This is a genomic window from Pseudomonas sp. TREG-RG-20F-10-E-6-01, assembly GCF_022662455.1.
Classification (GTDB): domain Bacteria; phylum Pseudomonadota; class Gammaproteobacteria; order Pseudomonadales; family Pseudomonadaceae; genus Aquipseudomonas.
In genome coordinates this window covers 63992-78671 of the sequence record NZ_JAKNQP010000007.1, presented here as the reverse complement: position 1 = coordinate 78671, position 14680 = coordinate 63992, and the positions used below count along the sequence as shown (strand labels likewise).

General features: G+C 60.7%; 13 protein-coding genes. 4 read left to right on the top strand and 9 right to left on the bottom strand.

All coding sequences use genetic code 11. From position 1 onward, the window contains the following. Window positions 1-146 precede the first annotated feature (146 nt). Entirely contained in the window at window positions 147-1067 is a 921-nt protein-coding gene (locus tag L8K08_RS20230) for a LysR substrate-binding domain-containing protein (RefSeq protein WP_124418743.1), read from the bottom strand. A 137-nt stretch (window positions 1068-1204) separates the two neighbouring features. Between L8K08_RS20230 and L8K08_RS20225 the strand changes: the two genes are divergently transcribed. After that, a complete protein-coding gene (locus L8K08_RS20225) occupies window positions 1205-2608 on the top strand; it encodes a NorM family multidrug efflux MATE transporter (protein WP_242199595.1) in 1404 nt (467 codons plus the stop codon). Between the two features lie 140 nt (window positions 2609-2748). Here the strand turns inward: L8K08_RS20225 and L8K08_RS20220 are convergent, their stop codons facing one another. Then, on the bottom strand, window positions 2749-4413 hold the full coding sequence (locus tag L8K08_RS20220) for a bifunctional diguanylate cyclase/phosphodiesterase (protein ID WP_145158102.1): 1665 nt from the start codon (window positions 4411-4413) through the stop codon (window positions 2749-2751). A gap of 268 nt (window positions 4414-4681) precedes the next feature. On the opposite strand from L8K08_RS20220, the gene rep reads away from it, so the two are divergent. Continuing rightward, window positions 4682-6691, top strand: a complete 2010-nt coding sequence (rep, locus tag L8K08_RS20215) for a DNA helicase Rep (RefSeq protein ID WP_242199593.1) — start codon at window positions 4682-4684, stop codon at window positions 6689-6691. A 58-nt stretch (window positions 6692-6749) separates the two neighbouring features. Continuing rightward, window positions 6750-7322, top strand: coding sequence for a xanthine phosphoribosyltransferase (locus tag L8K08_RS20210; RefSeq protein ID WP_094948722.1), 573 nt, complete (start codon window positions 6750-6752; stop codon window positions 7320-7322). A gap of 148 nt (window positions 7323-7470) precedes the next feature. Here L8K08_RS20210 and L8K08_RS20205 read toward each other — a convergent pair whose 3' ends face one another. The 6 genes from L8K08_RS20205 to dadA all read right to left on the bottom strand — a co-directional run bounded on the left by L8K08_RS20205 (window position 7471) and on the right by dadA (window position 13571). Next, on the bottom strand, window positions 7471-9393 hold the full coding sequence (locus L8K08_RS20205) for an acetyl-CoA hydrolase/transferase C-terminal domain-containing protein (RefSeq protein WP_242199592.1): 1923 nt from the start codon (window positions 9391-9393) through the stop codon (window positions 7471-7473). A 133-nt stretch (window positions 9394-9526) separates the two neighbouring features. Beyond that, a complete protein-coding gene (locus tag L8K08_RS20200) occupies window positions 9527-9943 on the bottom strand; it encodes a c-type cytochrome (RefSeq protein ID WP_065931891.1) in 417 nt (138 codons plus the stop codon). 182 nt (window positions 9944-10125) lie between these two features. Then, complete coding sequence (locus L8K08_RS20195) at window positions 10126-10674, bottom strand: cupin domain-containing protein (RefSeq protein ID WP_017135864.1); 549 nt, start codon at window positions 10672-10674, stop codon at window positions 10126-10128. Window positions 10675-10790: 116 nt separating this feature from the next. Next, entirely contained in the window at window positions 10791-11864 is a 1074-nt protein-coding gene (gene alr / locus L8K08_RS20190; protein WP_242199590.1) for an alanine racemase, read from the bottom strand. A gap of 80 nt (window positions 11865-11944) precedes the next feature. Continuing rightward, window positions 11945-12298 carry a RidA family protein gene (locus tag L8K08_RS20185; RefSeq protein WP_145158111.1) on the bottom strand — a complete coding sequence of 118 codons (354 nt, stop codon included), beginning with the start codon at window positions 12296-12298 and terminating at the stop codon, window positions 11945-11947. Continuing rightward, entirely contained in the window at window positions 12270-13571 is a 1302-nt protein-coding gene (gene dadA / locus L8K08_RS20180; RefSeq protein ID WP_242199588.1) for a D-amino acid dehydrogenase, read from the bottom strand. The genes L8K08_RS20185 and dadA overlap by 29 nt, the downstream gene beginning before the upstream one ends. Before the next feature lie 156 nt (window positions 13572-13727). Between dadA and L8K08_RS20175 the strand changes: the two genes are divergently transcribed. Further along, window positions 13728-14216, top strand: coding sequence for an Lrp/AsnC ligand binding domain-containing protein (locus tag L8K08_RS20175; RefSeq protein WP_003176896.1), 489 nt, complete (start codon window positions 13728-13730; stop codon window positions 14214-14216). Between the two features lie 109 nt (window positions 14217-14325). Here L8K08_RS20175 and L8K08_RS20170 read toward each other — a convergent pair whose 3' ends face one another. Further along, the gene (locus L8K08_RS20170) at window positions 14326-14679 is read right to left on the bottom strand and encodes a YkgJ family cysteine cluster protein (RefSeq protein WP_016975913.1); all 354 of its coding nucleotides are present in this window, start codon (window positions 14677-14679) and stop codon (window positions 14326-14328) included. Between the last annotated feature and the right edge of the window lies 1 nt (window position 14680).

The window sequence follows — 14680 nt, the reverse complement described above, 5'->3', positions numbered from 1 at the left end:
GGATCATCCTGATCTCATAGCGCTACTCGGCAAATTATCGAGTGGGAAACGTTGGTGCACGGTTGTTCCAACACACCTTATTCGGCGGGCGCGAGGAATACTTGAGCGATTCACAGGGGTATCGCGCAAACGATTGCACAAATGCTTCAGTCGAGGCGCTCGACCTGGGGCAACTCCATGGCCTTGACCTCACCCTGGAGAAATTCCGCCAAGCGCCTTAAACGCTCACCACCGGGGCGGGTTTTCGGCCACACCAGGTAGTAATTTTCGCCACTGGCCACGGCGGTCGGCCACGGCAGGCTCAATCGTCCCTGGGCCACGTCTTCGGCGACCATCAGCAAATCGCCCATCGACACCCCGTAACCCCGTGCTGCGGCAATCATGCCCAGCTCAAGCGTGTCGAACACCTGCCCGCCCTTGAGCGAGACCTGAGATGCCAGCCCCATGCGCTGCAGCCAATTGCGCCAGTCGCGGCGGTCGGGCGTGGGGTGCAGCAGCTCAGCGCACGCCAGGCGCGTTACGTCCCACGGCCCGTCTGCCAGCAGGTTGGGGGCGCCCACGGGGATCAGCAGTTCGGGGAACAGGTAACTGGCCTCCCAGTCCGCCGGAAAGTGCCCGTAGCTCAGCAATACCGCGCAATCGAATGGCTCTTGGTTGAAGTCCACTTCGTCCACGCTCATCCACGCACTGGTCAGTTGCACCTCATTGCCCGGCTGCAACGCCCGGAAGCGGCTGAGCCGCGCCAGCAACCAGCGCATGGTCAGGGTCGACGGCGCTTTCATGCGCAGGATGTCGTCCTCGGCATTCAGGGTGTGGCAGGCGCGCTCCAGCGCAGCGAAACCCTCGCGCACGCCGGGCAGCAGCAAGCGCGCCGCTTCGGTGAGCTGCAGGTTGCGGCCGCTGCGCTGGAACAGGCGGCAGGCAAAATGCTCTTCGAGTGTGCGGATATGCCGGCTGACGGCACTTTGCGTGATCGACAGCTCCTCTGCCGCGCGGGTAAAGGAGTTGTGCCGTGAAGCGGCCTCAAATGCGCGCAAGGCGTACAACGGAGGGAGACGACGTGGCATAGGGAAACCTCCGACAGATCAAGCCCAAACCCTACCATGAGTTTTAATCATGCGAACGATCGCTTTTATCCTTTTGTGTAATGCGTTGGGAGCGCCGAGAATCAACCCCTCCCCAACCCTCTGACTTTTTGAGCGTGATGACCATGCAGCATCCGGTGCGTACTGAACTCTGGGCCATTCTGCGGCTGTCGGGGCCGTTGATTGCCTCACAGTTGGCGCACATGTTGATGGTGCTGACCGACACGCTGATGATGGCCCGCCTGAGCCCCGAAGCCCTGGCCGGTGGCGGCCTGGGCGCGGCGAGCTATTCGTTTGTGGCGATTTTCTGCATCGGCGTGATTGCTGCAGTGGGCACGCTTGTGGCCATCCGCCACGGCGCGGGCGACATCGAAGGCGCCACCCGCCTGACCCAGGCCGGGCTGTGGCTTGCCTGGCTGATGGCACTGGTGGCCGGCTTGCTGCTGTGGAACCTCAAGCCCGTATTGCTGATGTTTGGCCAGACCGAAACCAACGTGCACGCGGCGGGGCAATTTCTGACCATCCTGCCATTCGCCCTGCCCGGCTACCTGAGCTTCATGGCCTTGCGCGGCTTTACCAGCGCTATCGGCAAAGCCACGCCAGTGATGGTGATCAGCCTGGGCGGCACGGTGCTCAACTACTTCCTCAACCACGCCTTGATAGAAGGCATGTTCGGTCTGCCGAAACTGGGATTGATGGGTATTGGCCTGGTCACCGCGATTGTCGCCAACAGCATGGCCTTGGCGCTGATGTGGTACATCCGCAGCAACCGGGCTTACGCCGCCTACCCGCTGAGTTCAGGCCTGCTGCGCCTCAACACCCTGTATCTGCGCGAGCTGTGGCGCCTGGGCCTGCCGATTGGCGGCACCTATGCGGTGGAGGTCGGCTTGTTTGCCTTCGCGGCGCTATGCATGGGCACCATGGGCAGTACGCAACTGGCGGCGCATCAGATTGCCCTGCAAATCGTCTCGGTAGCATTCATGGTGCCAGCGGGTATGTCGTACGCGATCACCATGCGCATCGGCCAGCATTACGGCGCCGGGCAGTTGCTGCAAGCGCGCATGGCCGGGCGGGTCGGCATCGGATTCGGTGCGGCAGTGATGTTGGGATTTGCCGCAGTGCTGTGGCTGTTTTCCGATGCGCTTATCGGGCTGTTCCTCGACCATAACGACCCGGCCTTCCATGACGTTATCGTCCTGGCCGTCAGCCTGCTGGCCGTGGCGGCCTGGTTCGAATTGTTCGACGGTGTGCAGACCATCGCCATGGGCTGCATCCGTGGGTTGAAGGACGCCAAGACGACCTTTCTGGTGGGCTTGGGCTGCTACTGGCTGATCGGCGCGCCGGCGGCGTGGTTGATGGCGTTCACCCTCGGCTGGGGGCCGACCGGTGTGTGGTGGGGCTTGGCGTTGGGCCTGGCCTGCGCGGCCGTCAGTTTGACCTGGGCGTTTGAGGCGAAGATGAAAAGGATGATTCGGCGGGAGCCGGAGGCTCATCCTGCATTTCAAGCCATGCAACCTGACTAACGGATGTACTCGATCAATGTGGGAGCTGGCTTGCCTGCGATGGCCTCACCTGGTTATGCCTGACACACCGAGGTGCCTGCATCGCAGGCAAGCCAGCTCCCACACAAGCCTGCTCCCACATTGTTGATTATGTTCGCACTTCAACCCAGCAGCGCCTGCTGGCTTTTGCCGAACGTCAAATACTCCACCAACTCCGGCAACGGCAATGGCTTGCTGATCAAATACCCCTGCGCCTGATCGCAGCCAAACAAGCGCAACAGCGCCAGTTGCTCAGGCGTTTCCACACCTTCAGCCACCACTTCCAGGTTGAGGTTGTGCGCCAGGTTGATCATGGCGTGCACCAGCTTGCGGTTCTCTTCGCGCTCTTCCATGCCGCCGACAAAGCTCTTGTCGATCTTCAACAAGGCAATCGGCAGGCTGTTGAGGTGCACGAACGACGAGAATCCGGTGCCGAAGTCATCCAGGGAAAACCGCACGCCCAGGCGGCCGAGGGCGTCCATGGTCTGTTTGACCAAGTCACTGCGGCGCATGACGGCGGTTTCGGTCAATTCGAACTCCAGCCACTGTGCTTCCACGCCGCGCTCGGCAATCAGCCGGCTGAGGGTCGAGAGCAGTTGGCTGTCCTGGAACTGGCGAAACGACAGGTTGACCGCCATGTGCAACGGCGGCAGGCCGCGTTCGCGCAGGTCTTGCATGTCGCGCAGGGCGCGGGAGATCACCCAGTAGCCCAGCGGCACAATCAGGCCGCTCTGTTCGGCCAGCGGCACGAACTCGCTGGGTGGCAACAGGCCGCGTTCGCCATGGCGCCAGCGCACCAAGGCTTCCAGGCCGACAATATGCCCGTCGTCCAGGTCCAGGCGCGGTTGGTAGTGCAGTTCCAGCTCGTCGCGGCGCAATGCGCGGCGCAGTTCACTTTCCAGGTCGGCCAGGCTGCGCGCGTTGCGGTTGATGCGTTCGTTGAAGATATGAAAGGTGCAGCCTTGCGTACTTTTGGCTTGCTGCATGGCGATGTGCGCGTGCCACATCAGCGGGTCGGCGCCAGCGCGCGCGCGGGCATGCGCCACGCCCAGGCTGCAGCCGATCAACAGGCTTTCGCCATCCACCCAATAGGGTTCGGCCATGGCTTCGGTGATGCGTTCGGCCATCCATTCGGCACGCTGGGGCGCGCGGCGCGTATCAATCAGCAGGGCGAACTCATCGCTGCCCAGGCGTGCCAACTGGTCCCCGGCTTCGAGCTGGCTCTTGAGGCGCGAGACCACTTGCAGGATCAACCGGTCACCGGCCTGATGGCCTAAAGCGTCGTTGGCATGGCGAAAGTTATCGAGGTCAAGGTGGCCGAGCGCCAGGCCGCGGCCTTCGTTTTCAACCAGACGCGCCGCCAGCAGGGTCTGGAAACCCTGGCGATTGGCGATCCCGGTGAGCGGGTCCTGTTCGGCCAGGCGCTGCAAGGTGGTCTCCAGCACGCCGCGCTCGCGGACATGGCGCAGGCAGCGGCGCAATGTATCGGCATCCAATACGTCACGGATCAACCAATCGCTGACACCCAGCGGCGAAACCAGAGGTTCCTGCTCCAACAACAATATGCACGGCAAGTTGCAACGGCCGGGGCAGGGTTGCAGGCTGGGCGTGGTCAATAACACGGCCGAGTGGTCGTCATCGAACAGACGACTCACCGAGTCCCAGTTGGGCGCACTGATCAGCACAGCCCCATCGCCCATCGGCGCCAGGCACTCGCGCAACAACGCTGCCCACGCTGGCTCATCGGCCAGTAGCAGCAAACGCAAGGGTTCGACAGGCGTAGACAAGCTAGCTCCCTAGACTCTGCAAAATTTCGTTGGCGGCGGGCATTATGACGCGCGGCCTGATAATCACCAATGATAAGGGTTATCAAATACGCTGACTGTAAGCATTCGTCCCGATCTTCAGGACAGAAGGCCCACACATCCTGCGGCAAAGTATCAAAACCGGCAAATTTAGATCGAGTGGTACGTCACACTGTCGTTCTGTGAGAGCAGAATCCTGCGAGCCTGTTAAAATGCCCGCCCTTTTGAACAACGACTCCCTGAATTCTGTATGTCCCGACTCAATCCCCGGCAGCAAGAAGCCGTGAACTACGTCGGCGGCCCTCTATTGGTGCTCGCCGGCGCAGGCTCCGGCAAGACCAGCGTGATCACCCGCAAGATCGCGCACCTGATCCAGAACTGTGGCATCCGCGCCCAGTACATCGTCGCCATGACCTTTACCAACAAGGCGGCGCGCGAAATGAAAGAGCGTGTCGGCACGCTGCTCAAGGGCGGCGAAGGCCGTGGCCTCACGGTGTGTACCTTCCACAACCTGGGCCTGAACATCATCCGCAAGGAGCATGCGCAGCTGGGCTACAAGCCCGGTTTCTCGATCTTCGACGAAACCGATGTGAAGTCGCTGATGACCGACATCATGCAAAAGGAATACGCAGGCGACGACGGCGTGGATGAGATCAAGAACATGATCGGCGCCTGGAAAAACGACCTGATCCTGCCGCCCCAGGCCCTGGAAAACGCGCGCAACCCCAAGGAACAGACCGCTGCCATCGTCTACACCCACTACCAGCGCACGCTCAAGGCGTTCAACGCGGTGGACTTCGACGACCTGATCCTGCTGCCGGTAAAGCTGTTCGAGGAACACGCCGACATCCTCGAAAAATGGCAGAACAAGGTCCGCTACCTGCTGGTGGACGAATACCAGGACACCAACGCCAGCCAATACCTGCTGGTGAAAATGCTGATCGGCACGCGCAACCAGTTCACCGTGGTGGGCGACGACGACCAGTCGATCTATGCCTGGCGCGGTGCGCGCCCGGAAAACCTGATGCTGCTCAAGGACGACTATCCGTCCCTGAAAGTGGTGATGCTGGAGCAAAACTACCGCTCCACCAGCCGCATCCTGCGTTGCGCCAACGTGCTCATCTCCAACAACCCCCACGAGTTTGAAAAACAACTGTGGAGCGAGATGGGCCACGGCGACGAAATCCGCGTGATCCGCTGCCGCAATGAAGACGCCGAAGCCGAGCGCGTGGCCGTGGAAATCCTCAGCCTGCACTTGCGCACCGACCGGCCCTACAGCGACTTTGCGATCCTGTACCGCGGCAACTACCAGGCCAAGCTGATCGAACTGAAATTGCAGCACCACCAGGTGCCGTATCGCCTGTCGGGCGGCAACAGCTTTTTCGGACGCCAGGAAGTAAAAGACTTGATGGCTTACTTCCGCCTGATCGTGAACCCGGACGACGACAACGCCTTCCTGCGCGTGATCAACGTCCCACGCCGGGAAATCGGTTCGACTACGTTGGAAAAGCTCGGCAACTACGCCACTGAACGCAAAATCTCGATGTACGCCGCCACCGACGAAATCGGCCTGGGCGAGCACCTGGACACACGCTTCACCGACCGACTGTCGCGCTTCAAGCGCTTCATGGACAAGGTGCGCGAGCAGTGCGCCGGCGAAGACCCGATCAGCGCCCTGCGCAGCATGGTCATGGACATCGACTATGAAAACTGGCTGCGCACCAACAGCTCCAGCGACAAAGCCGCGGATTACCGCATGGGCAACGTCTGGTTCCTGATCGAAGCGCTGAAAAACACCCTGGAAAAAGACGAAGACGGCGAAATGACCGTCGAAGACGCCATCGGCAAGCTGGTGCTGCGCGACATGCTAGAGCGTCAGCAGGAAGAGGAAGACGGCGCCGAAGGCGTGCAGATGATGACCTTGCATGCGTCCAAGGGGCTGGAATTCCCCTACGTGTTCATCATGGGCATGGAAGAGGAAATCCTCCCGCACCGTTCCAGCATCGAAGCCGACACTATCGAAGAAGAACGGCGCCTGGCCTACGTGGGCATTACCCGCGCGCGTCAGACGTTGGCCTTCACCTTCGCCGCCAAGCGTAAGCAATACGGCGAAATCATCGACTGTGCCCCCAGCCGGTTCCTCGACGAACTACCGCCGGACGATCTGGCCTGGGAAGGCAATGACGACACCCCGACCGAGGTGAAGGCCGTTCGCGGCAATACCGCCTTGGCGGACATACGCGCGATGTTAAAGCGCTAGAATCGACTACTTTTTAATCTACTTTCGGCGCACACCGCGCCATTAGAGGAAGCTTTCCGTGGAAGCACTGCACAAGAAAATTCGCGAAGAAGGCATCGTGCTTTCCGATCAGGTACTCAAGGTCGACGCCTTTCTGAACCACCAGATCGACCCGGCGCTGATGAAACTGATCGGCGACGAATTCGCCGAGCGCTTCAAGGACTCGGGCATCACCAAGATCGTCACCATCGAAGCCTCGGGCATTGCGCCGGCGATCATGACCGGCCTTAACCTTGGCGTGCCGGTGATTTTCGCCCGCAAGCAGCAGTCCCTGACCCTGACGGAAAACCTGCTGTCGGCGACCGTGTATTCCTTCACCAAGAAGGTCGAAAGCACCGTGGCGATCTCCCCGCGTCACTTAACCAGCAGCGACCGCGTGCTGGTGATCGATGACTTCCTGGCCAACGGCAAGGCGTCCCAGGCGCTGATCTCGATCATCAAGCAAGCCGGCGCGACCGTTGCGGGCTTGGGGATTGTGATCGAGAAGTCGTTCCAGGGTGGCCGTGCCGAGCTGGATGCGCAGGGTTATCGGGTTGAGTCGCTGGCGCGCGTGAAGTCGCTGGCCGGTGGCGTGGTCACGTTCATCGAGTAATGGGCAGCACCGCAAACCCCAAGTGAACACAGATCAAAATGTGGGAGGGGGCTTGCCCCCGATAGCAGTGGGTCAGCCAACACATTGGGTGACTGATACACGGCAATCGGGGGCAAGCCCCCTCCCACATTTGGTTTCGTGGTGGTTTTTAGTGTGCGGTGGCCTGTAGGCCGGCGAGCAACAGGCGCTGGTACAGATCTTCTTTCAGCCCGTCCGGCTTATCCAGCCGCATCCGTTTGAGATGCTCAGGAAACGCCTCCGGCTCCGGTGCATCCAGCGCCGCCTTGCCCAACTCCAGAATCTCCGTCAGCTTGAATTTGCTTTTGAGCCAGTTCAAAGCGCGCAACAGATCCTTCTCCTCATCCGTGAAGTCAGTGCCCAGCGGATACTCCGGAAACAGCCGGTGATGCCGCGCCTGAATACCCTTGAGCCGCTCGGGCGTATTGTCGGCAAAGCGAGGGTCCAGCTGGAAATCCTTGGGTAATTTGCCGGCCTTTTGCGCCTGTTCGATCAAGTCGTTCTGAAAGCGCGAGTCGGTGATATTCAGCAGCGCCTCGATCACCTTGGCATCTGTCTGCCCACGCAAATCGGCAATCCCGTACTCGGTGATGACGATATCGCGCAGGTGTCGGGGAATGGTGCAGTGGCCGTACTCCCAGACAATATTGGAACTGACCTCCCCGGCCGACTCGCGCCAGCTGCGCAGGATCAGGATCGAACGCGCGCCTTCCAATGCATGGCCTTGCGCAACAAAGTTGTACTGCCCGCCGACGCCGCTGAGCACGCGGCCATCTTCCAGCTGATCGGCCACACCTGCGCCGAGCAAGGTCACCATGATCGCGCTGTTGATAAACCGCGCGTCCAGGCGTTGCAGGCGCTTGAGCTCTTCCTGGCCATACAGCTCGTTGATGTAGCTGATGCGCGTCATGTTGAATTCGAGGCGCTTGGCGTGCGTCATTTCCTGCAGGCGCTGGTAAAAACTGCGCGGCCCGAGAAAGAAACCGCCATGGATCGACACGCCGTCAGGTTGCGCCGCGTCGTCCAGCGTGCCGGCGTTGGCTTGCGCCTGGGTCGCCACATCCGGGTAAACCTTGCGCCGGATAATGCCGGCGTCGGCCAGTACCAGCAGGCCGTTGACGAACATTTCGCTGCAGCCATACAGGCCACGGGCAAAGGGCGACACACCGCCTTCGCGGCTGATCAGGGGCGCCCATTGATACACATCAAGGTCGGTGAGCAGCAGTCGATAAGCCTCGTTATCCGCCTGGCGCGCCAGCAAGGCGGCGGTCAGCGCGTCGCCCATGGAGCCGATACCGATCTGCAACGTGCCGCCATCGCGCACCAGCGTGCTGGCATGCACACCGATAAAGTGGTCCTGCAAGCCCACCGGCATATTGGGTGTGGAGAACAGCGTGGTGCTGTCCTTTTCGTCGATCAGGTAATCGAACGCGTCCATGCCCAGTTCGGCATCGCCCGGCATGTAGGGCAGATCGGAATGCACTTGGCCAACGATCAGGATGGTTTCGCCATCCTCACGGCGCTTCTCGATCATCGGCAGCAGGTCGAGTGTGATGTCGGGGTTGCAGCTCAAGCTCAGGCGATCCGGATGCTCAGTGCTGCTGGCCACCAGTTGCGCCACCAGATTCAGGCCGGCGGCGTTGATGTCGCGCGCCGCGTGACTGTAATTGCTGCTGACGTAATCCTGCTGCGCCGATGCGCTGTGGAGCAGGCTGCCGGGCTGCATGAAGAACTGCTGCACGCGGATGTTCGCGGGCAGGCTGTCCTTGTGCAGGTCGGCGAGAAAATCCAGCTCGGGGTAGTCGCCAAATACGCGTTCGATGAAGGGCTCGAGAAAGCGCTTCTGCAAACCGTCGCCCAAGGTCGGACGACCCAGGGCCAGCGCGGTGTAGATCGTCAGCGCCCGCTCCGGCAACTTGGCGATGCGCCGGTACAGCGCGTTGACGAACAGGTTGGGCTTGCCCAGGCCCAGGGGCATGCCCATGTGGATATGCGCGGGCAAGCGCGCCAATACGTCGTCAACTGCTTGCTCGATTGAACACAACTGCACCATCCGACCCTCCTGAACATTCCATGATTAGGGGTTGGACCGAGCTTGCCGGGTCTTTGCTGCAATGAACAGCCTGCAAACTTAAATCACGGGCACAAAAAAGCCGCTGGGCAGCGGCTTTTTGGCGAAGATCGGTTTATTTAAGCCCCGACATCTTCTCGATCGCGCCTTTAAGCTCGTCGTCCGAGCAATCGGCGCAAGTGCCTTTAGGCGGCATGGCGTTGAGGCCGGTGATCGCCTTGGCGAGCAGGCCGTCAAGGCCGCCCTGGTGATCGGCGCGGTCTTTCCAGGCAGCGGTGTCACCGATTTTCGGTGCGCCAAGCAGGCCGGTGCCGTGGCAGGCGTTGCAGTGCTTGGCGATCACGTCATCCGGCGTTTTTGCACCGCCGCCGCCACCGGCTGCCACCGCCACTTCCATCCCTTTGCATTCCTGGCCCTGAACACAGACTTGGCCGACAGGTTCCAGGCGCTTGGCAATTTCATCATTGGTGGCAGCTTGAGCGCTGACAGCCCATAGGGCCAGTACGGTTGCTGGTGCAGCCAGCATTTTCATAATTAGGTTCACGCGTTCACCCTCAATGGTGGCTATTCACGCCTGCGGCCACGGTTTCGCAGGCGGCGAAAGTATAACGGTTAGCCCGTCCGGCCGAAACAACCCTATTAACTAAAGGGAGATTCGGCCGTGCGGAATACAGCTGCGGGAGTGTCTGCAACGCTGGCAGCACGCCTCTTGTGTCAAAAGTTCGCGGGTGTGGCTGCGCTGATTAGTCGCGCCGGCACGTCGAACGGGTTGCGAAAACGATGGGGCTTGGTGCTTTCAAAGTAGTAGCTATCGCCGGCTTCGAGCACAAAAGTTTCAAGACCGACCACCAACTCCAGGCGACCTTCCACCAGAATCCCGGTTTCCTCGCCTTCGTGGGTGAGCATTTCTTCGCCGGTGTCGGCGCCCGGCGGGTAAATTTCGTTGAGAAACGCGATCGCCCGGCTCGGGTGTGCGCGGCCAACCAGTTTCATGGTGACGGCGCCGTCCGATATGTCGATCAGCTCATTGGCTTTATAGACGATCTGGGTCGGTTTTTCCTGGAGGATCTCCTCGGAAAAGAACTCGACCATCGACATGGGGATGCCGCCCAGCACCTTGCGCAAGGAGCTGATCGAGGGGCTGACACTGTTTTTTTCGATCATCGAAATGGTGCTGTTGGTGACACCCGCGCGCTTGGCGAGCTCGCGCTGGGAAAGACCCTTCAGTTTACGGATGGATTGCAGTCGTTCGCCGACGTCCAATGCAGGAGCCTCCTAGGATTCAGGCGTTGTTGTAATTGAGCGTTATCATGGCGACAGCGTTCAGTATTTACAACACTTGGGCCTAAATCCTGGTCAGCTCCACTCGTAGGCCTTGTTCAAGCCCCGGAATAGAGCCTTGGCACGCGGCGCAGGTTGCAGAAGATCTGGTAGGGAATGGTCTCGGCAGCAGTCGCAACGTCGCTGGCGAGAATAGTTTTGCCCCACAGCTCCACGGTGGAACCGAGCCCGGCCTGCGGCACGTCGGTGAGGTCGACACACAGCATGTCCATGGATACACGGCCCAGCAACTGGCTGCGCTGGCCCGCCACCAACACCGGTGTGCCAGTGGGCGCGTGACGTGGATAACCATCGGCATAGCCCATGGCGACCACGCCGATCCGCATCGGTTTGGGTGTGATGAACTTGGCGCCGTAGCCCACCGGCTCGCCGGCCGGCAGTTCGCGCACGCAGATGACTTTGGATTCGAGCGTCATCACCGGCTGCAAGCGCGCGGCAATCGCCTGGTCTTCACCAAACGGCGTGGCGCCGTAGAGCATGATGCCTGGGCGCACCCAGTCGCTGGAGACGTTCGGCCAGCCCATCACTGACGGCGAGTTGCGCAGGCTCACCTCGGCCGACAAGCCTTGGCGCGCCGCTTCAAACACCGCCACTTGTTCATTGCTGCGTACACAATCGAGCTCGTCGGCACGGGCGAAGTGGCTCATCAATACGATTTTCGCCACTTTACCGCTGGCCAGCAGGCGCTGGTAAGCCTCGTGGTAATCCTTGGGATGCAGGCCGACACGATGCATGCCCGAATCCAACTTGAGCCAGATGGTCAGCGGCTTGCTCAACCGGGCCTGCTCAATTGCGTCCAACTGCCACAGCGAATGCACCACGCACCAGAAATCATGCTCGATGATCAGCGGCAGCTCGTCGGCTTCGAAGAACCCTTCCAGCAACAGCACCGGCGCGCGAACCCCCGCGGCACGCAGCTCCAGCGCTTCCTCGATGCACGCCACGGCAAACCCGTCGGCTTCGGCTTCCAGCGCCTGGGCCACGCGCACGGCGCCGTGGCCATAGGCATCGGCCTTGACCACGGCGAGGGCCTTGGCCCCCGTGACTTCACGGGCCAGTTGGTAATTGTGGCGCAGGGCTTGGAGGTCGATCAGGGCACGGGCAGGACGCATGGCGGCAGGCTTCTAGGCGGCAGAGTGAAGAAAAAACCGGAACCGACAGACAGCGCCGGCACCGGGAGAGGGATCGTTGGTTAAGGCAGCGCGGCCACGACGGACAGCTCTACCAGGATTTCCGGTTCGCACAGCTTGGCTTCAACCGTGGCACGGGCCGGGGCAACGCCTTTAGGCAGCCACTTGTCCCACACCGCGTTCATGCCGGCGAAATCGGCGTCGATGTCTTTCAAGTAGATCGTCACCGACAGCAGCTTGGATTTGTCGGTGCCGGCCAAGTCCAGCAAACGCTCGATATTGGCCAGTGTTTCACGGGTCTGCTGTTCAATCCCGGCACTCATGTCGTCGCCGACTTGCCCTGCCAGATACACGGTACCGCTGTGAACAACGATCTGGCTCATGCGCTCATTGGTGAGCTGGCGCTGGATTGACATGTTTTGCGGACTCCTGGTGGTTGCCGTAACGGGAAATATCGAGGCCTTCGGCGCTGATCTGCGGGGTTTTCTTCGCCATCAGGTCGGCCAGCAAACGACCAGAGCCACAGGCCATGGTCCAGCCAAGTGTGCCGTGCCCGGTATTGAGGAACAGGTTCTTGAAGGGCGTGGCACCGACAATCGGCGTGCCGTCGGGTGTGGTCGGGCGCAGGCCGGTCCAGAATGTGGCTTCGGTCAAATCGCCGCCCTGAGGATAAAGGTCGTTGACGATCATCTCCAGGGTTTCACGCCGGCGCGGGTTCAGCGACAGGTCAAAACCGGCGATTTCAGCCATGCCGCCAACGCGGATGCGGTTGTCGAAACGGGTGATCGCGACCTTGTAGGTCTCGTCCAGAATGGTCGAGGTCGGTGCCATCGCCGGGTTGGTGATCGGCACGGTCAGCGAGTAACCCTTGAGCGGGTACACCGGTGCCTTGATCCCCAGCGGCTTGAGCAGTTTCGGCGAGTAGCTGCCGAGGGCCAGTACATAACGGTCTGCGGTTTCCAGCGTGCCGTCGATCCACACGCCATTGATGCGGTCGCCTGCGTAGTCGAGGCGCTGGATGTCCTGCTCGAAGCGGAACTCAACGCCCAGCTGCTTGCACATGTCGACCAGGCGCGTGGTGAACATCTGGCAGTCGCCCGTCTGGTCGTTCGGCAGGCGCAGCGCGCCAGCGAGAATATCCGTGACGCTGGCCAGGGCCGGCTCAACGCGGGCGATACCGGCGCGGTCGAGCAGCTCGAACGGTACGCCAGACTCTTTGAGCACGGCGATGTCTTTGGCCGCGCCGTCCAGTTGGGCCTGGGTGCGGAACAATTGCGTTGTGCCGAGGCTGCGGCCCTCGTAGGCAATGCCGGTTTCAGCACGCAGCTCGTCGAGGCAGTCGCGGCTGTACTCGGACAGGCGGACCATGCGCTCCTTGTTCACTGCGTAACGGCTTTGGGTGCAATTGCGCAGCATCTGCGCCATCCACAGGTATTGATCGATATCGGCGGTGGCCTTGATCGCCAGCGGCGCGTGGCGCTGCAGCAGCCACTTGATCGCCTTGAGCGGCACGCCCGGCGCAGCCCAGGGCGAGGCGTAACCAGGCGACACCTGGCCGGCGTTGGCGAAACTGGTTTCCATGGCAGCGGCTGGCTGACGGTCGACCACAACGACTTCAAAGCCGGCCCGCGCCAAATAGTACGCACTGGTCACACCAATGACGCCGCTACCCAAGACCAGAACGCGCATTTTTATATCCTCATCGCGGGCTTGGCCGCTGACGTGTGTTATTGGAGCAATGATGAGCGCAGTATAAAAAGCAACTGCCAGTGCATTTCACTATATAAATGCCTATATTTGGCGACAATTCTCGGCAAAAACCCTTTTCACAGAGGCGTATCCCCTATGCGTACCAACACCCAGACCAAGCGGGAGCTGGACAAGATCGACCGCAATATCCTGCGCATCCTGCAAACCGACGGGCGCATTTCATTCACGGAGCTGGGGGAAAAAGTCGGGCTCTCGACCACGCCGTGCACCGAGCGCGTACGCCGCCTGGAACGCGAAGGGATCATCATGGGTTACAACGCGCGGCTCAATCCGCAGCATTTGAAGGGCAGTTTGCTGGTATTTGTCGAGATCAGCCTCGATTACAAGTCCGGCGACACCTTTGAAGAATTCCGCCGCGCCGTGCTCAAACTGCCCCATGTGCTGGAGTGCCATTTGGTGTCGGGTGACTTCGACTACCTGGTGAAAGCGCGCATTTCCGAGATGGCCTCGTACCGCAAATTGCTTGGCGATATCCTGCTCAAACTGCCCCATGTGCGCGAATCAAAGAGCTATATCGTGATGGAAGAGGTCAAGGAGAGCTTGAACCTGCCGATTCCGGATTAACTGATTCAACGTGCGCAAAGGTGGGAGCTGGCTTGCCTGCGATAGCGGTGTGATTGATACACCGCTATCGCAGGCAAGCCAGCTCCCACATTTTTGACCGAGTACATCCCTAGACCAAGACTTGCCGGGTGCTGGCCATGTATTCGTGGATCTGCTTCTCAACCCGCGGATGAATCAGCTCCACGGGCCGCCGCCCGTTGGGGCACGGCAAGGTCTTGGTGGTACCAAACAACCGGCAGATCAGCGGGCGTTCGTCGTACACCGTGCAGCCGTTGGGCCCAAGGTGCACGCAGTTCAACTCGTCCATGGCCGCGTCCTGCTCGGCTGCGGTCTTGCGTGGCAGGCGCGACATTTCCTCGGGCGAGGTCGTCACCGGCCCACAGCAATCGTGGCAACCCGGAACACACTCGAACGAAGGAATCTGCCTACGCAGCGCGCTGATTTTCTGACTGTTGCAACTCATC

Coding starts and splice junctions, on each gene's coding strand:
- L8K08_RS20200 (WP_065931891.1), bottom strand. CDS start 9,943: ATGAAAATGCTGGCTGCACCAGCAACCGTACTGGCCCTATGGGCTGTC.
- L8K08_RS20185 (WP_145158111.1), bottom strand. CDS start 12,298: ATGTCAATCCAGCGCCAGCTCACCAATGAGCGCATGAGCCAGATCGTT.
- L8K08_RS20170 (WP_016975913.1), bottom strand. CDS start 14,679: ATGAGTTGCAACAGTCAGAAAATCAGCGCGCTGCGTAGGCAGATTCCT.
- L8K08_RS20230 (WP_124418743.1), bottom strand. CDS start 1,067: ATGCCACGTCGTCTCCCTCCGTTGTACGCCTTGCGCGCATTTGAGGCC.
- L8K08_RS20225 (WP_242199595.1), top strand. CDS start 1,205: ATGACCATGCAGCATCCGGTGCGTACTGAACTCTGGGCCATTCTGCGG.
- L8K08_RS20205 (WP_242199592.1), bottom strand. CDS start 9,393: ATGGTGCAGTTGTGTTCAATCGAGCAAGCAGTTGACGACGTATTGGCG.
- dadA (WP_242199588.1), bottom strand. CDS start 13,571: ATGCGCGTTCTGGTCTTGGGTAGCGGCGTCATTGGTGTGACCAGTGCG.
- rep (WP_242199593.1), top strand. CDS start 4,682: ATGTCCCGACTCAATCCCCGGCAGCAAGAAGCCGTGAACTACGTCGGC.
- alr (WP_242199590.1), bottom strand. CDS start 11,864: ATGCGTCCTGCCCGTGCCCTGATCGACCTCCAAGCCCTGCGCCACAAT.
- L8K08_RS20175 (WP_003176896.1), top strand. CDS start 13,728: ATGCGTACCAACACCCAGACCAAGCGGGAGCTGGACAAGATCGACCGC.